The sequence below is a fragment of the Candidatus Cloacimonadota bacterium genome, assembly GCA_019429305.1.
Taxonomy (GTDB): domain Bacteria; phylum Cloacimonadota; class Cloacimonadia; order Cloacimonadales; family JAJBBL01; genus JAHYIR01.
The window spans coordinates 58,421-81,966 of the sequence record JAHYIR010000001.1; the positions used below are offsets into that span (position 1 = coordinate 58,421).

General features: G+C 38.6%; 20 protein-coding genes and 2 tRNA genes. 13 read left to right on the forward strand and 9 right to left on the reverse strand.

Annotation, left to right across the window (positions count from 1 at the left end):
- Positions 1-4: 4 nt before the first annotated feature.
- Positions 5-2,482, reverse strand: coding sequence for a HEAT repeat domain-containing protein (locus K0B81_00260; protein ID MBW6515032.1), 2,478 nt, complete (start codon positions 2,480-2,482; stop codon positions 5-7).
- 320 nt (positions 2,483-2,802) lie between these two features.
- Here K0B81_00260 and K0B81_00265 point away from each other — a divergent pair, with 320 nt between their 5' ends.
- The 7 genes from K0B81_00265 to K0B81_00295 all read left to right on the forward strand — a co-directional run bounded on the left by K0B81_00265 (position 2,803) and on the right by K0B81_00295 (position 8,927).
- A complete protein-coding gene (locus K0B81_00265; GenBank protein ID MBW6515033.1) occupies positions 2,803-3,531 on the forward strand; it encodes a hypothetical protein in 729 nt (242 codons plus the stop codon).
- 115 nt (positions 3,532-3,646) lie between these two features.
- Positions 3,647-3,826, forward strand: a complete 180-nt coding sequence (locus tag K0B81_00270) for a hypothetical protein (GenBank protein ID MBW6515034.1) — start codon at positions 3,647-3,649, stop codon at positions 3,824-3,826.
- A gap of 159 nt (positions 3,827-3,985) precedes the next feature.
- A complete protein-coding gene (locus K0B81_00275; GenBank protein MBW6515035.1) occupies positions 3,986-4,213 on the forward strand; it encodes a hypothetical protein in 228 nt (75 codons plus the stop codon).
- Positions 4,214-4,621: 408 nt separating this feature from the next.
- Complete coding sequence (locus K0B81_00280; GenBank protein MBW6515036.1) at positions 4,622-5,443, forward strand: 4Fe-4S binding protein; 822 nt, start codon at positions 4,622-4,624, stop codon at positions 5,441-5,443.
- Between the two features lie 23 nt (positions 5,444-5,466).
- Entirely contained in the window at positions 5,467-6,066 is a 600-nt protein-coding gene (locus tag K0B81_00285; protein ID MBW6515037.1) for a TetR/AcrR family transcriptional regulator, read from the forward strand.
- A 21-nt stretch (positions 6,067-6,087) separates the two neighbouring features.
- Complete coding sequence (hcp, locus tag K0B81_00290; protein MBW6515038.1) at positions 6,088-7,704, forward strand: hydroxylamine reductase; 1,617 nt, start codon at positions 6,088-6,090, stop codon at positions 7,702-7,704.
- A 32-nt stretch (positions 7,705-7,736) separates the two neighbouring features.
- Entirely contained in the window at positions 7,737-8,927 is a 1,191-nt protein-coding gene (locus K0B81_00295; protein ID MBW6515039.1) for an anaerobic nitric oxide reductase flavorubredoxin, read from the forward strand.
- Between the two features lie 108 nt (positions 8,928-9,035).
- Here the strand turns inward: K0B81_00295 and fetB are convergent, their stop codons facing one another.
- From fetB to K0B81_00320, 5 genes are all read right to left on the reverse strand, one after another.
- Positions 9,036-9,824, reverse strand: coding sequence for an iron export ABC transporter permease subunit FetB (gene fetB, locus K0B81_00300; GenBank protein MBW6515040.1), 789 nt, complete (start codon positions 9,822-9,824; stop codon positions 9,036-9,038).
- Positions 9,817-10,530, reverse strand: a complete 714-nt coding sequence (locus K0B81_00305) for an ATP-binding cassette domain-containing protein (GenBank protein MBW6515041.1) — start codon at positions 10,528-10,530, stop codon at positions 9,817-9,819. The genes fetB and K0B81_00305 overlap by 8 nt, the downstream gene beginning before the upstream one ends.
- 47 nt (positions 10,531-10,577) lie before the next feature.
- Positions 10,578-12,332: an ABC transporter ATP-binding protein/permease gene (locus K0B81_00310; GenBank protein ID MBW6515042.1), complete on the reverse strand. Its 1,755-nt coding sequence runs from the start codon at positions 12,330-12,332 to the stop codon at positions 10,578-10,580.
- A gap of 26 nt (positions 12,333-12,358) precedes the next feature.
- Positions 12,359-14,119 (reverse strand): ABC transporter ATP-binding protein/permease, encoded by a 1,761-nt coding sequence (locus tag K0B81_00315; GenBank protein ID MBW6515043.1) that lies wholly within the window; start codon positions 14,117-14,119, stop codon positions 12,359-12,361.
- 248 nt (positions 14,120-14,367) lie between these two features.
- Positions 14,368-15,174 carry a mechanosensitive ion channel gene (locus K0B81_00320; GenBank protein MBW6515044.1) on the reverse strand — a complete coding sequence of 269 codons (807 nt, stop codon included), beginning with the start codon at positions 15,172-15,174 and terminating at the stop codon, positions 14,368-14,370.
- Positions 15,175-15,475: 301 nt separating this feature from the next.
- Here K0B81_00320 and K0B81_00325 point away from each other — a divergent pair, with 301 nt between their 5' ends.
- The 3 genes from K0B81_00325 to K0B81_00335 all read left to right on the forward strand — a co-directional run bounded on the left by K0B81_00325 (position 15,476) and on the right by K0B81_00335 (position 19,316).
- Entirely contained in the window at positions 15,476-16,159 is a 684-nt protein-coding gene (locus K0B81_00325; protein MBW6515045.1) for a GyrI-like domain-containing protein, read from the forward strand.
- Positions 16,160-16,249: 90 nt separating this feature from the next.
- Positions 16,250-17,122: a DUF3078 domain-containing protein gene (locus tag K0B81_00330; protein MBW6515046.1), complete on the forward strand. Its 873-nt coding sequence runs from the start codon at positions 16,250-16,252 to the stop codon at positions 17,120-17,122.
- A 190-nt stretch (positions 17,123-17,312) separates the two neighbouring features.
- The gene (locus tag K0B81_00335) at positions 17,313-19,316 is read left to right on the forward strand and encodes a T9SS type A sorting domain-containing protein (GenBank protein ID MBW6515047.1); all 2,004 of its coding nucleotides are present in this window, start codon (positions 17,313-17,315) and stop codon (positions 19,314-19,316) included.
- Between the two features lie 43 nt (positions 19,317-19,359).
- Here K0B81_00335 and K0B81_00340 read toward each other — a convergent pair whose 3' ends face one another.
- The 3 genes from K0B81_00340 to K0B81_00350 are packed head-to-tail and all read right to left on the reverse strand — an operon-like array spanning position 19,360 to position 20,549.
- Positions 19,360-19,863, reverse strand: coding sequence for an effector binding domain-containing protein (locus K0B81_00340; GenBank protein MBW6515048.1), 504 nt, complete (start codon positions 19,861-19,863; stop codon positions 19,360-19,362).
- 31 nt (positions 19,864-19,894) lie between these two features.
- Complete coding sequence (locus K0B81_00345; GenBank protein ID MBW6515049.1) at positions 19,895-20,227, reverse strand: hypothetical protein; 333 nt, start codon at positions 20,225-20,227, stop codon at positions 19,895-19,897.
- Positions 20,228-20,267: 40 nt separating this feature from the next.
- Entirely contained in the window at positions 20,268-20,549 is a 282-nt protein-coding gene (locus K0B81_00350) for a hypothetical protein (protein ID MBW6515050.1), read from the reverse strand.
- Between the two features lie 309 nt (positions 20,550-20,858).
- On the opposite strand from K0B81_00350, the gene bamA reads away from it, so the two are divergent.
- The 3 genes from bamA to K0B81_00365 all read left to right on the forward strand — a co-directional run bounded on the left by bamA (position 20,859) and on the right by K0B81_00365 (position 23,405).
- Complete coding sequence (gene bamA, locus K0B81_00355; GenBank protein MBW6515051.1) at positions 20,859-23,114, forward strand: outer membrane protein assembly factor BamA; 2,256 nt, start codon at positions 20,859-20,861, stop codon at positions 23,112-23,114.
- A gap of 123 nt (positions 23,115-23,237) precedes the next feature.
- A tRNA-Pro gene (locus K0B81_00360) sits at positions 23,238-23,316 on the forward strand.
- Positions 23,317-23,329: 13 nt separating this feature from the next.
- Positions 23,330-23,405 (forward strand) — tRNA-Val (locus tag K0B81_00365).
- Positions 23,406-23,546: the final 141 nt, after the last annotated feature.

The following is a 23,546-nucleotide window of genomic DNA, read 5'->3' on the forward strand; positions in this document are numbered from 1 at the left end:
CTGTTTATTCACGCGTTAAAGCCAGTTTAACGGTTGTTCTCACTAAAAATGACCGATCGTTTGCCATGAGGTTCAGATAACTTCTGCTCAAAGGTGTATCGATCTTTTTCAAGCTTCTGGCAGTGATAAATCTCAGATGTTCCGATTTAGATTCGATGAAGGGTATGATCATAGCCAGAACAGTATCGTCAGAAAACTCACCTAACGCCCCAATCAGAGCAGGCAGATATTTTTTCTCTTGGATAAACTTTTCCAGCTTCGGAAGGTATTCTGCTAATTTTAATTCCCCAATCAAACTGATCGTATTTTTTACAGTGAGAGTGTCTTCAGCAGCTAACCCTTTGGCAAGATATTCCTGCATCAATTCCGATTTCTGAGCAAAATCCAGGATAGCCCGGTATTCTAATCCGCTTTTTGTATTCAATTTTTCTGTTAAGATATATTCTGCAGCCTCTTCCTCAAAATCAAGAATGCGAATTCTGGCTCGCCTGACTCGTTCTATGCTGCTTCCAACTTCCCATTCGGAAGCGATCTCAAAAATTTCCGAGACTGTCGTTAAGGTATCGATCTCTACCAAACTTTCATCATCTATCTTGATCTTAACTACTTCTTCCTCTTCTTTTAGCTGCTCGGTATCGATCCCGATCCCATAAACACCTCTTATCCAGAAATCATTGTTTCCCCATGTATCATCAGGGTAGATATCATCACCATCGAGATCCATGAAGATACCTATCCCGCCACTGTCACGAGCTTCATTGGCATAGCCGTAATTAGTAAGGCGGTTTCGTTCATAACGATCATTTCCCTCAACATCAAGAAATATACCGACCGAGTTGGTCAAACCGAGTCCGTTGCCGCCATCTATGGAATAGTGATCATCACCTGCCCTGTCAATAAAGAACCCGACGGCATAGTCGTGACCTGCTCCCTGACCGGGACCGAAACGAGAATAGTAGGTATCATCACCCTCTGCATTATATAGAAAACCGCCGGCAAGATGGATTCCGCTTCCCTGAGCATATTGAACGGCATTGAAGGTATCATTGCCACCACTATCAAGCAGAATACCCAAAGCATACCAGTAACCGACCCCTTGCGCATATACCGCACCTTCATAGCTGTCATTACCCGACTCATCATAAAGGATACCAATACCGCCACCCCAGTCAGGACGAACCCCAAAACCGAATCCTTGAGCCATCGAACGGTAATCATCAGGTCTCAAAGGAGCATGCAAGTATTTGCCACCGGCATAGTAGAGATCATTACCACTATGATCGATCAATAGTCCGGTTCCCAAAGTTCCGCCAAAACCGTGGCTATAACCGGTAGTATAGTAAATATCGTTTCCCTCTTCGTTGATATTGATGGAGAGACCGAAAGTAGCAGCACTGAGAGAATACCGCCCTAAACGGTAAATATCATCTCCGCCACCGTCATAGTGATATTGATAACCGAGGAAAGCAGAGAAAGCCAGATCGTCGCCATAATACCGGTCGTTACCCTCTAAGTCCATCATCCAACCGATACCACCCAAAACACGATTCATTGACCCGGGGGTATCATTCCGCCAGATATCGTCCCCTGCCATATCGATCACTAAGTAATACGGCTGCTTGAAATCCGTATATAGATCCGAATAATAGATATCATTACCTGCCGACTCGATCATAAAGACAAACGGTTCTCTATAAACATCATCTCCTTTAGTACCGATGATAAATCTGCCCCAAGCGGTATCTCTTGTTAGAGGAGATTTGTTAGTAAAATCAATTTTATGTAGGTTTTCTTTCAGTGTTAGTACCCCTTGATTGAATACTCTGACTGCCGTAAAGAGATGCCCCCAATCTATCTTGTCTAATATCTCCTTCAGGTCTTTCATCTCCAGATCTTCATATTCATCTCTGTAAACTTCAGGTTTCAGTTTCTGATATCTCTCTTTGTCTCCAGAGTCCGACCACATCGTATAAGACAACCAAGTTAAAACCCCCATGTCTTTTTCAGTCAAAGCGGCAAAAGCTCTTTTTCTGTAGTTCTCGGTTCGTGCAAAGAGCATTTCTCCATAACTAAAAAGGTCTTTTGGTTGCCTTACTTTTTGAGTAAAATATTGCTGGAAGAATTCATCTGTCTCTTCCACAGTTTTTTGGATAGGTAACGAATAGTCGTCATATTCGAAAATCTTAGGAACAAGAAAGTTTGTCAAACTGATGAGATCGCGGCTTTCTATCAGCGAGTTGAGATCATCTACAAAGCGGGGAAACTCCAGTGGAGTATTGATTACATCAATGATCTGCTTGATCTTAAACTCAGTAGAAAGAGACCAATCCTTCACAAAATTAAGCGAATTTGTCTCTAAATCTGCTCTCACTAACAGAGAGTCGATGAGGGTATATTCATGATCCTTCATTACACCGGCGGCAAGGAGAGTGAGCTGACCTAAGATTACCAATATGACTAACAAATTTTTGACTGATAACATGGTTTTTCCTCATCAGATATATTTCATTTTCACTTTTCGTTCGAGAAGATACGATGTAAAGTTTTTTCCGCAAGAAGATTTATAACCTTTATTCACCTTTCTTATACTTCTAAAAAATATGGTAAAAATGTCCAGTGACATCTTGGTACAGTGGAGCAGCATTACAATACTACTTAACGGTTCTTCAGTTAAAAAAGTGGAGTACTTTTCAATACTGTCGACCTTTCTATGAAAAACGAATGAAACAAGAAACATACCTTAACGTTTTAATTTTATCTGATTAAGTATTAATTCATTCAAAACAAAAGGAGGTTAAGACTATGAAACAAGTTGATTTATATACACCAATATTACATGATTTAGTAAGAAGAGTTTCACCGTGGCACATGTTTGTTGGTGGACCTAGTTTCCCCGAAAAACCCCTTTATAATCCGGACGAAAAATTTGATTCACTAACCAAAACAGAAGTAAAATATAATGATGGTGGACATATTAAATCAATAAGTGGTGTTAATAAAGATGGAGAAGAAGCTTTTATTGAATTTAAAGTTGATGATTCAAATTCAGAATTTATAAAAGTATCAGCGATTCTAAAAAAAAATGATTTAATCCAATTAGAAATTACTGAGTGGCTTATTGACGATACACTTAATCTTACCTTTAGAACTCCACAAAATACAGATTATGATATTGATTTTTATTTTAAACAGTTAGACAATAATCAAGGTAAATATGATATCAAGATAGTAGTTAATGGTAAGACTTTACAAGGTATAGATACAGGAACAACTAAAATTCCTGAAATTGCTTTAGAATTTGCAGAAGAGATATCAGCTATGGACTCTGATCTCACAATAGCTGCCTTAAATACTGTTTTCTCAGGGATACTTGTTATGCATGCATATAGTGAAGACATATTGTATCACACAAGAGATATCTTTAATCTAAATGTGAAAGCAGCCACATACTCAGACATCAAAGGGCCAGTAGTTACTATTGTAGTGTTTATTATAAGCTGTGTATTTATCTATTTTTATTTCAACAGATAATTAGAGGAGATAAAATAGATGAAGTATCTCAAAGTCACCTGAATAAATTAAAACAAAGGGATAAGAAATGGTCAAATTCTATCTGAAGAAGTATGTGTTTAATATAGCATCGACGATGCCATTTATGATAGGTGCACTACTATTATTTGAAGAGATTGGTTATTTAGCTACAATTGGTGTATGTTTGATTGGTCTCAGCGCTGCAACATTTGGATATTATGGAGAACAATTCAATAGCAATGCGATAAAATACTACAAAAAGGCGAAAGATGAGAAAAATGAAAAAGATAAATAGCCAGTTAATATCTTTCTAAGCATGTTCTTAGTTTTAAGAATGCCTCTGTTTTGGAATGGTAGGTGATTTTATGAATCAGAGACTTGTAATATTTTAACAAGAATATCTACCTTAATGCATATTCTACTATGGTCTAGTTGAAAATAATTGGGGGGAGAAATGGTAAAATTCTATTGGAAGAAAGCATTATTTAACATAACTACTGGTTTGATATTTGTAGGTGGGATTTGGATACTTCATCATTCCGGGATGAGTAAGATAGCAATTATAGGAATAGCTTTGATCGGAATAAGTGCTGCAATAGTTGGATATTATGGAAAGCAGTATGGTGGCGACGCACTAAAGTTCTATAAAAAGGATAATAAGGAAAATATAGAGGAAGATTAATACGGCATGTATCAAGAGATCTTGGACATTTACATCCCCCCGTTTTTTACTTACAAATTATGAAGGATGTTATACATGCTTGTATATTTATTAGCTCCTGTTGTTTATAAAGCGAACCAAGTTTTTAAGGAGATCTTTTTTTAAAAAAATAGTTCATCAACTGCTTATAAAGCATTATTCAGTATATCTCGAACAGATAAATTTTTACTTCTATTTTCATTACCTACTTATCGCTTCTAATTTGGCAGAGATCTTCTAAAATCGTATCCTAAGTAACGGTAGTAAGGTCATTCAAGCTCTTTTAATAGAAGCATGCAAAAAAAATGAAAAAAAAATTTTGCTTCGGGGAAAAAGTGTTTAGATTATGTTAGTAAGCGATAACTTAATCGATATTTTAAGGAGTAAAAAATGTTAAGAAAGATCATTGAGATTGATGAAGAAAAGTGTACCGGATGCGGGTTGTGTATTCCCGATTGTCCGGAAGGGGCATTACAGATCATTGATGGAAAGGCGAGATTGATCAGCGATCTATTTTGTGATGGATTGGGTGCCTGCGTCGGTGCTTGTCCCGAAGATGCCATGCATGTAGTCGAAAGAGAGGCAGAGCCGTATAATGAAGAGATCGTGATGGAGAATATCATCAAAGCGGGAGTTAACACTATAAAAGCCCATCTGCAACATCTTAAGGAACATGGTGAGCATGAACTATTTGAAGAGGCAGTAGCAGTGTTAAAGAAAAAGGGATTACCGATTCCTGAGTTGGAAGAAAAAGAGGAAAAGATGGCTTGTGGTTGTCCCGGCTCTCACGTTCGTGAGATCAAACCTCATGAAGAAAAAGAAAGATCAGCACCGGTAAGTACTAAGTCGGAATTACGACAATGGCCTGTACAATTGCATTTGATCAATCCTCAAGCCAAATATCTTGACAATGCCGATATTCTTTTAGCTGCTGATTGTACACCCTTTGCCTATGCTAATTTCCATCAGAGATTCATTAAAGGGAAGATCACCATAACCTTGTGTCCAAAACTCGATCACGGCATGGAGCAGTATTTGGAGAAGCTGGTGACTATCTTAAAAACACACGAGATCAAATCTCTAACTGTGGTTCACATGGAAGTACCTTGCTGTTCCGGGATAGTTCATTTAGCGGAAAGAGCGATCAGAGAATCGGGCAAGAATGTATTGTTTAGAGATTATACCATCTCAGTAGATGGTCAGATATTGTAAGCAGCAAGGAAATGGTTATGGGAATGAAACAGACAAGGTTGCCACAAGACGAAAGACGCGAACAGATCATTAAGACATCGATGCAGATCATAAATGAAGAGGGTTATGCGGCTTTTACTACGAGAAGATTGGCGGAGAAAATCGGGATCAGTGAACCGGCTCTCTACCGACATTTTAATAGTAAGGATGATATTATAATCAAGATACTTGAGAAAATGGGAGAGCTCTGGTCGGATATTAATGAAGAGCTTGATCGGGTTGATGATCTGGAGAAGAAGCTCTGTCACTTCGTTATGATGCACTTTCGATATATCGAAGAAAATCCTGATATATTAGCTGTATTATTTGCTGATGAATATCTTCGTTTAAATGATAATTTAAGAAAGATGCTGTTCCAAGTGACAGATCAAAGATACTATTTTCTCTATAAGCTGTTAAAAGGGGGGATCAAGTCAGGGGAGATCAGAGGTACTAACCCCATTGCTCTGGCGATCATAATCGTAGGAGCTATCAGAACAACTGCCTTGAACTGGCGGAATAGTAATTATAGTTATTCATTGAGTGAATTCGGAGAATATATCTGCACTAATTTAACCAATATGATATTAAGTAGTAAACAATAAAGGAAGAGGAGGATAAGAAAAGTGTTTTGTTATCAATGTCAAGAGACAGTAAAAAATGAGGGTTGTGTTCAGGTAGGTGTTTGTGGCAAGAAATCAGATACAGCAGATTTTCAGGATCTGTTGATTCATGCCTGTAAGAAGTTATCAGAAACTGCTTTAATTGCCGAAAAGAAAGGTGTTGCAACGGATAAAGCGGGGGAGATGTTAATCGAAGCGCTCTTCTATACAATTACCAATGCTAATTTTGATGATGAGAGCATTAAAAAGATGATCATTGATGTATGTGATGTACGTAAAGAACTGGCAGCGCAAGTACAACCGGATGCTAAATATAGAGATCATCCGACCCATGAAGAGATGCTTAAGAGGGCGAAAGAGGTGGGTGTGTTATCGATCAAGGATGACGATATACGATCTCTGACCGAGTTGTTGATCTACGGTTTGAAAGGAATAGCTGCCTATGCAGAGCATAGCTTAGTGTTAGGATATCGATTAGCAGAAGTAGAGAATTTCATGTTCAGAGCTTTAGCGAAAACTCTCGATGAGAACCGGCAACAGGAAGAGATGCTTACACTGGTTATGGAATGTGGTGAGATGGGGGTTAAGGTTATGGCTCTACTCGATGAAGCTAATACCAAGACCTACGGTAAACCGGAACCGACAGCAGTAGATATCGGAGTAGGGAATAATCCGGGAATTCTCATCAGCGGTCATGATTTAAGGGATCTCGCTGATCTACTGGAACAGACCAAGGGAACCGGGGTAGATGTCTATACTCATGGAGAAATGCTGCCGGCAAATGCTTATCCGTGTTTCAAGAAGTACCCGCATTTGAGAGGTAACTATGGTGGTTCTTGGTGGCTTCAGACCAAAGAATTTGCCTCATTCAACGGACCGATCTTGATGACCACAAATTGTCTTGTTCCACCATTCCCGTCGTATAAATCGAGATTATATACTACCGGAGTCGCTGGTTTTGCCGAAGTAAAGCATATTCCTGATAGGAAGAACGGAAAAATGAAAGACTTTTCAGAAATTGTTGAACTGGCAAAGACATGCCCACCCCCGGAAAAAATCGAAGATGGTCATATCTATACCGGCTTTGCTAAGGATGCCTTACTGGCAAACAAAGATCAGATCTTAGACGCAGTAAGTAAGGGTTTGGTGAAGAGATTCGTGGTAATGGCAGGTTGTGATGGCAGAATGAATGACCGTCAGTACTTTACCAATGTTGCTGAAAATCTGCCTGAAGATACGATCATCCTGACAGCCGGTTGTGCTAAATACAGATACAACAAACTTCCTCTCGGAAAGATCGGTGATTTTCCGAGAGTTTTAGATGCTGGACAATGTAACGACTCCTATTCGCTTGCCGTCTTGGCTCTCAATCTCAAGGATACCCTTCAATTAGAAGACATTAACCAGCTTCCCATATCTTTTGATATTGCTTGGTATGAGCAGAAGGCGGTTCTGGTACTTCTTGCTCTGTTGTATTTGGGTTTCAAAAATATTCGATTGGGACCGACTTTACCAGCGTTTCTGTCTCCTAATATAGCAAAATTCTTAGTTGAAAACTTCGATATTAAACCTATCAGTAGTCCTGAAACAGATGTATCAGCAATGATGCAGGGACTCTAAAATCTAAATAAAGACCAAACAAGGAGGTCATAATGAAAATCAAGATAAAGAATAATATCTATTGGGTAGGTAAAACCGATTGGGAATTGAGGAAATTCCATGGGTTTGAGTATTCTACTCATCGAGGTTCCAGTTATAATTCCTATCTGATCATGGAAGATAAGATAGCGCTCATCGATACTGTCTGGTCACCGTTCAGTAAGGAGTATGTTAAGAATCTGGCAAAAGAGATCGACTTGCAGAAGATCGATTATATCATTGCCAATCATGCCGAGATAGACCATAGTGGTGCTCTACCGGAATTAATGGAACGCATACCTGATAAACCGATTTATTGCACTGAAAACGGCATCAAATCTCTCAAGGGGCATTATCATAAGGATTGGAATTTTCAACCGATCAAGACCGGTATGAAATTGAGTCTCGGGAAAAAGGAACTTATCTTTATTGAAGCTCCGATGTTACATTGGCCTGATAGCATGTTTGAATATTTGACAGAAGATAATGTACTGTTTAGTAATGATGCCTTTGGTCAGCATTATGCGACTGAACATCTCTTTAATGATCTGGTAGATCAGAGTGAACTCTTTGCCGAAGCGATCAAATACTATGCAAATATTCTCACCCCATTCAGTCCATTAGTAAAAAAGAAAATAGAGGATTTTGTCGCTCTCAATCTGCCGTTGGATATAATCTGTACCAGCCATGGCGTGGTTTGGCGTGATAATCCTCTACAGATAGTTCAGAAATATCTCGCTTGGGCTCAAGATTATCAAGAAGATCAGATTACCTTGATCTATGACACCATGTGGAACGGAACGAAAAGGATGGCAGAGTATATTGCCAGAGGTATTCAACAGGTTGACCCGAAAGTTACGGTGAAACTCTATAACATCTCTATGACTGATAAGAATGATGTCATTACCGAGATCTTCAAATCAAAAGGGATATTGATGGGTTCTCCGACTATTAACAAAGGTATCTTATCTGCTTTAGCAGGTCTGTTAGAAGAGGCAAGGGGATTGAATTTCAAGAAGAAGAAAGCCGCTGCTTTCGGTACCTACGGATGGAGTGGAGAATCTGTTAAAATGCTGACCGATGGTTTGAAAAATTCCGGCTTTGAGGCAATCAATGACGGCATCAAGGCACTCTGGAATCCTGATGAAAAAGCTTTAGAGGAAGCGGTTCACTTCGGAAGAAGTTTCGCCGAAGCGTTTAAGTAAGATAATACTAATATAACGATATATTGGTATTGTATCAAGGAGAAAAGACGAAAGACTAGTAATAATTTATATTGTAGGGGCGACCGGTGGTCGCCCTTTTCTTAATCACTATTTAATCAGCTCATATCTTAGCTGTTCCCGGTTGTTAAAGACACCTTTTTCTACTAAGAATACGAGCAAAAAGAGTGAAATAGCCGCAGCCGACGAGATCATATACATGATCAGAAGTTGATATTTAACAGATTCAATAGGAGCTACTCCACCGAGGATCTGTCCTGTCATCATACCGGGTAGTTTAACTATTCCGAGAACCATTAAAGCATTTATTGTCGGTATTAAACCTGCCTTGATAGCACTCTTACGAATAACTTCCAAAGATTGACCTTTCTTAGCACCGAGTGAAAGTTTAGCTTCTACTTCATGCCTGCGGAGTCTTAATTCACTGCCAAAGGTATTAAGGCAGATCGAGATGGCGGTCATAGTATTGGAGATCACCATGGCACTTATAGGAATGACATATTGCGGGTTATACCAAGGGGTGATCTGCAATACTATATAGAACATAAAAGCCAGAGGTAGGGCAGTTCCGACAACCATCGAACTCAGACAGCAAAAGAAGGTCTTACTGGGACGGAAATCGATCCTTTTATAACTGTCGTAGGTAGCGAAGGTGATCATGATGCTGATCATTAAAACGGTGAAATACCATTTTTGTAGATCGAATATCCATTCCAGCACATAACCCATAATAGTCAATTGGGCAAAGGAACGAACAGTTCCCAACAGAACACTTTTAGTAATGCCCAGCTTGTTAACCAAGGCAATGATTGCTACTATCAGCATTAATGACACTGATATTATCAAGGAAGTGTTAGAAATAACTATATAATCATTCATATTCACCTGCCATAAATCTCTTTATAATGCTGTTATCGCTCTCTTGTATCCCTTCAGGGCTTCCTTCATAAACTATTGTGCCTTCCCAGATAAAGAATATCCGGTCAGAGACAGATAGAGCATCATTCATATTATGACTAACCATGATGACGGTCTTACCGAAATCTGTTTTTAAAGAGCGGATCAGTTTCAGAACCTTGTTAGCTCTTTGCGGATCAAGAGCAGAGACCGGCTCATCGAGCAGTATTGCTTCCGGGTCGAGGAGCAGAGAGCGAACTATACATATTCGTTGTTGTTCGCCAATTGAGAGCTCATTACCGGTCTTATCCAAATATTTGACCGGTATATCGACCTGCTGAAGTACTTTTATGATCTCATCTCGGCTATAGCTCTTTTTTCTGATCTTAAAACCGAAGACGAGATTATCATAAACGGTACCTTCAAAAATAGTCGGCTTTTGAAAGATCAAGCCAACCTGAGATCTGATCTCGTAAGGATGAAGTTCTGTATGAGGTTTACTATCATAATAGATGGTTCCTGCTTGTGGATCTTCCAGAGCAGCCAGTAGGCGTAACAGAGTTGATTTACCACTGCCGGAAGGTCCTATGATCGTATTAACTGATTTTACTGCAAAGTTAACACTCAAATCATCAAAAACAATATTGTCTTCATAAGCTGCTCTAAGCTTCTCACATCTGATCTCCATTCTTACTGCTCCTGTTCTCTATCTTTCTCAACTCCCCTAAATACTTTCTATTTTGCCTGATAATGCTCCTGTATAAAGCTGGAATATTCCGGATATTGCTGCATTATGTTTCTATGTTCACCTTTGGCGATCAAATAACCGCTGTCAAGGAAGATGACATTATCTACATAACGGAGAGTCGAAAGTCTATGTGAAACTATAAAGCATGTGATATCACCAAACCTTGCAGAGATATCATTCCAAAGACTCTCCTCATTGTCAGCATCTAAACTGGCAGTAATATCATCGAAAATCAAGATCTCCGGTTCTCTGATCAAGGCTCTGGCTATGGCTAATCTCTGCTTCTGACCTCCGGAGAGAGTCAATCCTCTTTGCCCTACTCTCGTCTCATCCCTTTCCTGAAAACTCATGATCTCTTTGTCCATCTGAACTATATCCAAAACAGAACGATAGAACTCTTCAGAGACGCTTTCCCTGCCGAAATGGACATTCTCTCTAATACTGCCGGAAAAAAGGATCGGTTCTTGCGGTACATACCCTATCTTATCACGGAAAGCGGGTAGATCTATCTCATCCAGTGGTATATCATTGATCTTGATCACTCCGCTTTGTGGTCTCAAGAGACCGGTCAAAAGCCCTAAGATCGTACTCTTTCCTGATCCTACCGGACCGATGATGATAACTCTTTCGCCTCGTTTGATGTGAAAAGAGACGTTGTTCAGGATATGTAACTCCTGCTTCTCGTAAGAGAAGTTGACGTTCTCGAAGGTGATCGAATCTACCTTCTCGATACGGTGTTTTAGTACTCTTGGATCTTCCGGTTCAGGGAACTCTCTTATCTCTTCCAGACGGTCAATATTAACAAATGCCTGTTTCCCTGAGACGAAAAGCTGTGGTAGATCGAGAATAGGGAAGATGATCATCGCCAGATAAGTGTAAAAGGCGAAGAAGGTTCCTATTGTTATCTGGTGACTGACCACCATAATCCCACCGAATATGATCACAGCGATCTGGCCAAAATAATCTATAAACTCATAGATCATTCGTAATCTTGTGTTGAGAGTTACTAACCTCATCTCTGTATTATATCGGTTCGTAAGAGCTCTGTCGAAGAATCTCTTGTATTTCTCTTCGCAAACAAACGCCTTGATTATCTTGATCCCTGAAAAGCTCATCTCAAGCTGATTATTGATCTCACTGACCGCCTCCTGATTATGCTTGAAAGAACGGTGTAATTTATTAGAAGTGAAATAGAAAATCACTATCATAAGTGGTAGTGGAATCAATGTCAACAGGGTCAATTGCCAGTTTAAGAGTAACATTGCCACAACACAAAAAGCGATCTTACTAAATGATTCTATAGCACGGAATATACCCGAACACATAAACCAAGCGATCTTAGGCCAATCTGTGATATCGCTTGTTAATCGTGTTACCAGATCACCGGTCCTGAATTTATTAAAGAATTTGAAATCCTTTCTGAGTATGTAAGCAAAATACCTGTTTCTTAATGTATATTCGAATGTCAGGTTCATTAATGCTCGAAAACCGGGGTACGTTGCCGCCAAAAGACGTACCAGTCCAATAACTATAAACACCCAAATTATTTTTTGTAACTCGGGAGTTATTCCGGTCAGTTCTGCTGGGTCACTGAGCATGTTTTGTATTGTATCAAGAAGCTGTTTTATTACATAAGGGTATATCACCGTCACTGCTGCCGAAATCAAAGTCAGAGAGAGCAGTAGCACTATATAGAAAGGGTGCTTTTTCCATTCTCGTAACAGCCATTTTATATTCTTCATTTCTTTTTCCTCAAAATACTACACGATTATCCCGCTTCTTCCTGATGCAGGAATTGTAATTCAACTAACTTTTTGTACTCAGGAGAACTAACTAGTAGTTCATTATGAGAACCCTGATCAATAATTCTTCCGTCTTGGAAGAGCAATATTTTATCGGCATTAACGACTGAAGATAGCCGATGTGCTACGATCACAGCCGTCTTATCGTGTAAGATCGTTTCTATTGCTTTCTGAATTCTCGCTTCAGTACGAATATCAACAGAGGCAGTAGCTTCATCGAGAATGATCAATTCCGGTGAAAAGACCATTGCCCGGGCGAAACTGAGAAGTTGTTTCTCTCCCACAGAAACATTCTGTCCCCGCTCTTTGATCTCCGAATAGATACCATCAGGTTGCTTCTTAAGGAAATCATCAGCCCTTACTATATGTAAGGATTTTTCGATTTCCTGCTCTGATATGTCATCATTATAGATACGGATGTTTTCTCTGATATCACCGGGGAAAAGATAGATATCCTGCAATACTAGACCAATCTTCTGACGCCATTTTTTCATCTCCAGTTCATTCAGATTGATTCCATCAACATAAATACCACCTTGCTGTACCTGGTAAAACTGACAGAGCAAGCTTACTGTTGTCGTTTTTCCGCTCCCGGATGCTCCGACTAAGGCAATTTTCTCACCTTTATTGATCGTGAAGCTTACATCTTTCAGAACCCATTCATCTTCTTTATACTGAAACCAAACATTGCGAAACTCTATTTTCTCATTGAAATGAGGAGTAATTGAGTTCTTTAAGCCATCTGTTTCAGGTAGTAAAGCGAGTATTCCAAAGATCCTCTGTAGCGAGGCAAAAGCACGCTGGATCTGATTAATGTTTTCCGAGATCATTAAGAGAGGCCAAAAGATCCTTTGAGAATACTGGACAAAGACAATCAATGTCCCGATTGTAACTGCACCGATTAGGATCTGTGGTACCATCAAATATACGAGTAGTACTACAATTACCGTTTCTAACAAGAAACCGTATAAACCCCAAAAACTGTATTCGGTAAACATTGCCCGAGCATCAATATTCTTCTTCTCTCGAGCTTTTTCATCTAAGATCTTTGCTACTTTATCCTGACGGTTAAATAACTGTATGATTGATATGCCTTGAATATATTCCGTCATAACACCTGTTATATCGGCGTTTAATTCTCTTACTCTCCTAAAAAAACGACTCAGATAGCGAGCTACGAAGAAAACGCTAACTACTATGATCGAGATAGGGATCATGAGAATGATAGTAATGTTCCAGTTCCTCAGAAACATTACAGTAACCATTCCGGAAAAGAAAAGAAGATTACCCAAGATCATGACAGATAGTTCGGAAAAGAGTTGTCTGACATTCTCACAATCACTTTCTACACGAGCTATTAATTCTCCTACAGGATTATAATCAAAGTACTTCACCGGTAGCTTGAGAAAGTGATCAAAGACCTGAAACTTCAAGCGGGTGATGATCTTTACTCCCATCTTAGCTAAAGTGATGATCTGAAAATAGGTCAAAAGACCGGAAACTACTACTATTCCTACAAATAGTCCGGCATAGAGATAGAGCTCAGATATATTCTTATCAGGAACAATATGATCCAATATATGAGCTATGATCAGCGGATCTAACAACCTGAGCACCGATGTGACTAGCATCATCGAGAGTCCGGCAATAAATAACCACTTCTCTTGCCAAATGTATGGAAATAGCTTCTTAACTATCTTAACATCGAACTTCTTTTTCTTCTCCATTGCTCATTTCTCCCTGTTCAGTGCAAAAAAAAACGCCGCAGGATGGTACCCGCGGCGCTACTAAGTTCTCTTTTCAATTTAATTGGCGATGGGACACCTATTCCTCTGATTAATGATCTTCTGAGTGACAATCAATAATGCTCTATCTTTTCCCATTTCCATCGCAATTAACTCCTCATAATTTTGCAACTAAAAAAAATATCAGGTGTTCAGATGTCAAATGTTTTTTATTTTTTCTTGCTATCTCTTTACTGATTCTTCACATGAACATCCATCTGTGGGAATGGAATGCTGATATTATTCTTATCAAATTCTTCTTTTACCTGTTCGGTAACATCAAAAAAAACTGTCCAATAATCTTCGGTATTTGCCCATGCTCTGACAGTAAAGTTCAAAGAGCTGTCAGCTAATTCTCCCAATCTGATAAATGGTTCGGGGTCTTTATGGATCATTTGATGTCTATCAATAACACCTTTGATGATGCCCTTTACTTTCTTGATGTCAGAATCATAACTTACACCAAATTTGAAATCAACACGTCGCTTCCCTTCGGTTGTGTAATTAGTTATCACACCGCTCATTATTTGTGAATTTGGGATGATGATGGTTTTATTATCAAAAGATTTAAAGACTGTACTAAACATACTAATGCTGTGAACTGCACCTAATACACCGGCAGCTTCTACTGCATCTCCAACTCTGAAGGGTTTAAAAAATATTATCAATAAACCTGCAGCAAAGTTCGCGAGAGTGCCCTGTAAGGCAAAACCAACAGCTAAACCAGCAGCACCAATAACTGCAATGAAAGATGTCGTTTCAATCCCTATCTGCGAAAGTGCTGCCAAGATGACAAACACCCAGAGTATAATATTGATCAAAGATGCAGTAAACGTTATTATAGCTTTTTCAATGAGTCTTTTACCCATGATTTTGATAATTAACTTTCTGATAAACTTGATTACAATACTTCCAACAATCAAGATCACTATTGCCGAAATAAGTCGAATACCGAATGTAGACCCCCACTCCATGATTTGTGGTACTAATTCTTCCATCTTAACCTCCAAATATATTTAATAAATAATTATATTAATTCTCTTTTCTTTTGAGCTATTATGTCAAGCTAATCAGAAAAATCTGTTCTAGATCAATATTACGAGGAAGTACAATTTTCCATGAACCATGAATTGACGCTATTGAATGCCTTTACTTTCAGCTATTCTTCCTAAATATAGGAGATCGATAATTACATCGTTGGTTGATCATTTCATTTTTACTTATAGAGATATTATATTCGTTGACAAATCACCATTTAAATGTTAAAATATACTTTGATAAAATCTTAAGGAGAGAGCTATGAAAATGTTATATGTATTCACAGTAATGGCTTTACTATTGTCGTCTTATGCTCTAATAGCAGAGCAAACATCCTTTACAAAAAGCCACGATAGTAGTCATGATATAATGACAAAAAAGGAAGATATATCAAGTACCAGCCAAATGGAGAAAGATTTTACTGAGCAAGTTGATGAAGCTAAGAAAGTGCGGCTTACTGAGCTTCGAATTAAAGAAATCGAAGAATGCATGATAGTAGGTAAAAGTAGACGGTTTGTTTTTGATCAAGAGAAGGTAAATCCCGTTCCAGCTTTTTGGGCAGAATGTCTTAAAGATGGAACAGTAGAGACTTTAATAGGGTTACCTCAAAACCTACATCCTGATGTGTTAGTTGGATGGTATGGTGATTTCAATTGGGAAGATGATAGTTTGACCTGTATTGTGGGTGTGATTACTGCCATTGATGCTCCTGTTCCTGAAGGGATGACCTCTTTTATGATCCCGACTTCCAGATTTGCAGTCGGAACTATTGTCGGAGTAGAACCTGATTTATATATGATGGCTCACGATCTAACAATGAATAAAATTGAAGAACTCGGAATCGAAATTGACGAGGAAAGATTGTACGAAATAGAGTGGTATGACACAAGATTTCATGTCAGTGCGAATGAAAAATTAATCGATCTATATATACCAGTAAAATAATCATCAAATAATAGTGATATCGATTATTCCTTGACAACTGACTTTAATAAAGTTTTCAATAATATCAGGTTAATAAGATATGGAGGTATTATGAACAAGGCGTTTTATTTGAATTTGATAGTGATTTTTATCACATCAAGCACCCTGATCGCAGAACCGTGGAAAATAACATCGGATGCTAGTATTTCTCTCAGCCAGAGTTCGTATAGTGATAATTGGGCAGGGACTGAATTAGGAAGTATTTCTTGGACAGCATCCAGCAACTCAGCTGCCGAGAAACAATTGTCTGATATTATGCATAATAGAACAACCCTCAAGCTCTCTTTCGGACAAACTCATCAACAGAGAATTACAGATGAGGGGGATAAGGATTGGAGCAAGCCGGAAAAATCAAATGATAAGATTGATTTAGAATCACTCTTAAGATTTACTCTGCAGGTATATGTTGATCCATTTATTGCTGCCCGCTGGGAAAGCCAATTTCTCGATTTAAGTGATCCGACAAAAACAAGGATAATCAACCCGAGCCGCTTTACAGAATCTGCAGGTATTATGCGTAACTTCATCAAAGAAGATGATCATTCACTCTCTGCTCGATTGGGTGCTGCTTTTAGGCAAAATGTGGACCGTGATGCTTTGGTTAATGATACACGAGAAACTGTAACAACGAACGATGGTGGTATTCAGTTTATTGCTGAGTACATGAGAAGATTCCTTCCTCAAGATATACTTTATAATAGCAGATTAGAGGTTTATCAGGCACTCTTCAATTCAGAAGAAGATGAACTGCCCAATGATAACTGGAAAGCTGTTGATGTTTTATGGCAACATTCACTATCTACGAAAATCTGGTCTATCATCAATGCCGGTCTTTTCTTTGAGATGGTCTATGATAAAGAGCAGGTTGATGAACTACAATTCAGACAAACTTTAGGATTAGGAGTATTCTTCCAACTATATTAATCCAAGAGTATTGTTCGAATAATCTTTCTACACAGGGGGAAGCCGAACTCGGTTACCCCTGTTTTTTATTTATAGTAATGAACATAGAAATCATTTGACATTATTTATTATCAATTATATAAGATACAATAAGTAGTAGGGACTAAAAAAAGATCAAGACTTTCATATAGCAATGCAAGGAGGTATATGTATGATATACAGAAGCATTCTTATTAAGGTGTTAATAATCACACTTTTCTTATCAATATCTTTGGTATATGCTCAGAATCAAGCTATAGTGGCGTGGGGGAGAGACAATTATGGTCAAATAACTGATGTTCCTGAAGGTAGCGATTTCATAGCCATAGCAGCTAAAGGTGACCACAGTCTGGCGTTACGACAAAATGGATCTTTAGTTGCTTGGGGACTAAACACCAATGGTCAATGTAATGTGCCTGCCGGAAACAATTATGTCTCTATAGCTACAGGCAATTTTCATAGTCTTGCAATAAGAGATGATGGAACTATTGCTGCTTGGGGACGAGATAATGAGAATCAAGTTTCAGGAGTTCCAACATTTAATGATTTTACTGAAGTTTCCGGAGGTTATTATCATTGTGCGGCTTTAAGGGGAAATGGTACTATAGTCGGATGGGGAGCAAACAGTTATGGTCAAAGCAATCCACCGGCAGGGAATGATTTTGTAGCTGTGGCTGCCGGAGGTTTTCATAATATAGCCCTCAGAGAGAATGGGACAATCATTGCTTGGGGTAGAAATTGGAACGGTGTTTTAAATGTTCCGGCAGGGAATGATTTTGTGCAGATCAGTGCCGGATATTATCAAAACATTGCGTTAAGAGACAACGGAACAGTTGTTGTTTGGGGCAGTAATGAGTACGGTCAGGTAGCCAATACACCGACAACTGACGATTTTATAGCAGTTTCTACAGGTCTAGGACATAGCATGGCTTTGAGAGATGATGGTAGTGTAACATGCTGGGGAGCAGGAGAAGAGGGACAAAGTGGTCTTTTTGATTACGGACAGAGTATAGACCCTGATGGTAATGATTTTGTTAGTATTGCTGCCGGTAGAGTTCATAGTGTTGCACTCATAATGACAGAACCCCCATCTGAGTATACACTCACTATGGAGGTTGAGGGTAATGGAACAACAGACCCTGAACCGGGAGATCATGTTTATGATGTCGGGTTAGAGGTGTTGATAACAGCCATCCCTGATGATGATTGGCTTTTCGGCAGGTGGTTTATCAATGGGGAAGAGTTTTTTGAGAATCCTTATACAGTAACAATGAATACAAATATCATCGCTCTTGCTGTCTTCGTGTATGAAGAACCATTTTTACCTCCTCCCTTGAATTTAACTGCTACTGCAGGGGATAGCGTAGTTCATTTGGAATGGGAATTTCCTGATCTACCGGTTAGTTACATCAGACAAGATCTACAGGGTTTTAATGTCTATCGTGATAGTGAACTACTAAATACAGAACCCATCTCAGAAATATTCTATGATGATCATGAAGTAGTCAATGGTATAACATATATCTATTATGTGACAGCAGTATATATTGAAGGGGAATCAGAACCGTCTAATACAGTCGAAGCAACTCCTCAAGAGCTGTTTTTGCCCCCTCCAAGTAACTTATCTTTCCAAGTTTTAGATTATAGCTCTGTAAGTCTTAATTGGAGTGAACCGGACTATGAGCCAAGTGAATTATCATTGCTGGGTTACAATATCTACCGAGACAATGTCATAGTAAATCCAGCCCCAGTAGTTGAGACTAATTATCTGGATTGCGGATTGGAACCGGATTTACCCTATACCTATTTTGTAACTGCTATCTATAATGAAGGGGAATCAGATCCGTCTGAAATGGTTGAAGTGTATGTTACCTCAGTGGGAGAAGATACGATCACTTATCATACTCGTCTTAATAGAAATTATCCCAATCCTTTTAATCCTGAAACTACAATATCTTTCTTCATTGCAGAACCGGGATATACCAAGATCGAAGTATTTAATCTTACCGGGCAGAAGATTACAACCTTGGTAGATAGTTTTTTAGAAGCAGGGGAACACTCTATTATCTGGGATGGGCGAAATTATAATAGTGAGATTGTTAGTAGCGGTATCTATATGTACAGAATGATCCAAGGGAATTACAGTACTACCAAGAAGATGCTCTTAATGAAGTGATAGTTAGTAAAAGAGACGCCTTGTTAGGTGTCTCTTTTCATCTTTATTTAATTGTTACGTAAAGGTCAATTACTCTCTTATTATCATCCTGACAGAACCGCTCATCATACCATTCAAATTCGAATCCTCTATCAGGATTATATTCTAATCCTTTTTCTTCAATCATTTTAAAAGTCAGGTCATGAGCCATCATGTATATATCTGGTTCTTGTCCTTCTATAGTGGCTGCAGCATATTTGGTAGTTGCAATTTCTATAGCAGTCAGATTTTCCGGAACTTCGGTACTGGACTCAACAAAGACACCTATCAGATAAGTAAAGAAATGATTTTCTGGATTATAATCTCCACACCATCCGATTAATACATCCTGATATAGAAGGTCAGATCGTTTTTCTAAACCGTCAATAGTTCCATCTGAGAAGCACTTATCCCAAAAAGCTGGGATGGGATTTTCTTGCCCTTTTCTCACGCTACATCGGATGCTCTTCCCAATGATCTTACATTTCTTAATTTCTATTACTTTAAAAGCAGTTAACTCAGCTTGCATTTTTCTCCAATAGATAGTTATAAGTAATTGTCTATTTCAATACTACTGTAGCTATTGCAGGAGGGATAGGTACTCGCATATCTGGTCGCCATTTTTTTATGGCTAGATTAATCCATTCTCTTGAGAAATCAATTTTCTTGACTATTAGATAATGTTGATTCCCTTTCTTCTCAAGTTCATACTTCAATATATTAATTTTGATTGGACTTGATTCACCTTTTAGATCAATCACTACAAGGAGCGATTTTGTATTGGAATCAAGTTTTATCTCCTTAAGCGTTCCAATATCAGATAAATATGAGTTAATAAATGGTTTTAACACTTTAACTAAAGTGTTATCTTTGATCTTTCTTAAAACTGACATTAAAACCTCCTTCGTAAGTAGCAATAAAGTTTTAAATACCTTAACTAATACTCATGTGTATCAATGCAAGAATACTTACTAACAAGCCAACAATAATGAAATTTAGTCCTGTCTGCATGAAATCATAATAGGCAGATATAGCTGTCCAAGCTCCAATTAAAGCGATAACTATACCCGGCCACTTAAGAGACCAGATACCGAGTACGAAGTATGCACACCCAATAACTATAACGGCATTTCTTCCGGCTGGGATTGAAATACCTGGTATTCCATGAAGAAATAACCACAACCCTAAAAATACATTAAACCATGCTTTCCACATTTTTCCTCCATTCGATCCTTACAAACGTTTATGGACGATACCTTCCATAGATACCCCAGACATGCGATTTTAATAAGATAATCACACCTATTTTATATCTCTTCTAATGACACATATGTCAAGATAAATTTTAAATGCAAGTTATTGGTTCATTTTGAGTACATTATGGTTTGAGTGTAAAAAATACCGGCATAATAATAAAAAGCTTTACGTCAGTTAAGTACTTCAATAAATGGTTATCAGAAAAACGGATATATTTTTAAGCTATGTCGGTTTAGAAATGAAGAGGAATAGGACGGAGGAACATAGATGTTAAAATATTCCCGGATAGTCATCCTCATCGGGATATTGCTTATAGCAGGTAATTTACTTAGTCAAACAGCTTCATCAAGTGATTTGATACTTGAGATCCAGGTCACTGGTAATGAAAATATCGAAACAGCACTTATTATAGCCACCATGAATGTCGAGATAGGCAGAGTTCTTGCAGAAGAAAGAATTGCCTTAGCGATCAGGAATCTCAATCAACTCGGTGTCTTTAACAACATCGAGATCAGAAAGACTGCTATTACAGGTGGTATTAGATTGATCGTAGATGTGGAAGAGTTTCCCATCGTCGAGTCTGTTCGGTATGAAGGTAACAGAAGGATCAGGAACAGTAAATTAGACGAAATAGTTACAATCAGAACGGGAACATATCTGGCACCTTTTCTCTTAGTTGAGAACCGCAATCGTATTATTGATGAGTATAAAAAGGTCGGTTATAATTTTGCTTCTGTTGATTATGAGGTGCTTGATCAACCTGATAATAGGGTGAATCTGGATATCGTTATTGATGAGGGCGAAAGGATAGCAGTCCGTAGCATTAATTTCTATGGTAACAGAGGAGTGACAGATCGTCAGTTATTGCGTCGTATGAAGACGAAGAGAGCTAGCTTACTCCGTTCTGGTAGGTTTCAACAGGATCAATTCGATGAGGATTTAAAGAATATCATTAAGTACTATAATGACAATGGTTTCATTGATGCTCGTATTGTTTCTTGGGAAACTAATGTTCCGGAAAGCCGCTACATGCAGATAGATATCTATCTGCATGAAGGAAGACAGTACTTCTTTGGTGATATTTATGTGCGAGGAAATAGACGCTTTACCGATGAAATCATCTTAGAAAAATTCCGCTTTAAAGAGGATGAGATTTTCAATCTGGAAAAGTTTAACAGACAGGTAGGCCAGGTCGCTTCCCTTTATTATGAAGAGGGTTATATTTATGCCGGTTTCGAACATGAGATGCAAAGGGTAGAGGATCGTATCAATATCTTTCTTGATATAACAGAAAATACCAGAGCAAAGATCCGAAAAATATTCATTACAGGTAATTACAGGACAAAAGAGAAAGTTATCAGAAGACAATTAGCAATCGCACCTGGTGACTATTTCCGCCAGTCTCGAGTTATCCGAACACAGCAAAATATTTATAATCTCGGTTTTTTTGAACCTAATATCCGTCTCGATTATCAACCAATAAATCGTGAAGGGGATATAGATCTGCTTATAGAACTGGAAGACAAACATTCCGGTTCTGCCAATGCCGGTGTCGGTTATAACAGTCAGGATGGTTTTATTGGGCAGTTGAGTCTTTCCCATAATAATCTTTTTGGAAATGCTTGGCAAAGTTCAGTATCTTGGGAATTTGGAGGTTCAACTCAAAACTTTACCTTCGATTTTACCAATCCTCACTTTCTCGATACTTTCACTCTCGTTGGTTTTAACATCTATCATGCCAGACGTGACTGGTCTTCATTTAATTACAAGGTCTTTACAACCGGTGGAAGCATTCGTGCCGGGCGTTCTCTCTTCTTTCTTGATAATTCAAGATTAGTGGGCAATTATTCATATTACAGGAAAAAGTATGAAGTTATCAATCCCGATGCCCCAAACACTTCGGCATATCTGCTCGAATTAGATCGTTTAGGTTGGAGAGACACCAGCTCATTCTCGCTCACTTTCAGCAGAGATAGTCGTGATAATATCTATTACCCCACTTCAGGTTCACATCTGATCTTCTTTTCCGAGTTAGCCGGTGGTCCTTTAGGTGGTGATTTCGACTATTTCAAGCAAATATTGCAATCAACTTGGTACACACGAACATTCTGGAGACTTGTACTTCGCTCTAAATGGCGTTTTGGCTATGTTACTGCCTACGGAAGATCTGATGAAGTACCACCTGATGAAAGATTCTATTTAGGTGGTACAGGACCTGACGGTCTGAGGGGCTATGTAGAAAGATCTATTCCGGGCAGAGGATCAGAAGGTGGATTGAGAGCGATTATTCACTCTACAGAGTTTACAGTACCAATTGCCGGTGACCAAATAACAGGACTCTTATTCTTTGATGCCGGAAATACTTTCAATCGTTTGGAAGATTTCAACTTCTACGATTTTAAGAAGGGAACTGGTTTAGGTATCAGGATTCACAGCCCGTTGGGGTTGATCGGATTTGATTATGGTTACAATTTAGAAACCAGAAAATGGGAACCACACTTCCAATTCGGCACTACATTCTAACTAAGCAGTCAATAGGCAGAAATAAAAAGAGCTCAGAATTAGCTTTCTGACGAGAAAATTACCAAGACTATAAAATTGTCTTGACCGATAAAGTGAGATAAAAAAGATTACCTTCGACTGGAGCGGGGTGTAGCGCAGCTCGGTTTAGCGCGCTTGATTTGGGATCAAGAAGTCGGAGGTTCAAATCCTCTCACCCCGACCAATTTATCGATTTTGGGCGTTTAGCTCAGTTGGGAGAGCGCTTGCCTTACAAGCAAGATGTCGGGGGTTCAAGTCCCTCAACGCCCACCATTTTTTTAAACCTTTCCTGTTTGTAACACTTGCTAATATAATATTATTACTCGCTTTCATATTGATTTACGATATTGAGCTTTGAGCTCAAAAGACTGGATCTGCAAAAAAGTTTGACAAAATATTAGTACTTTGATTATA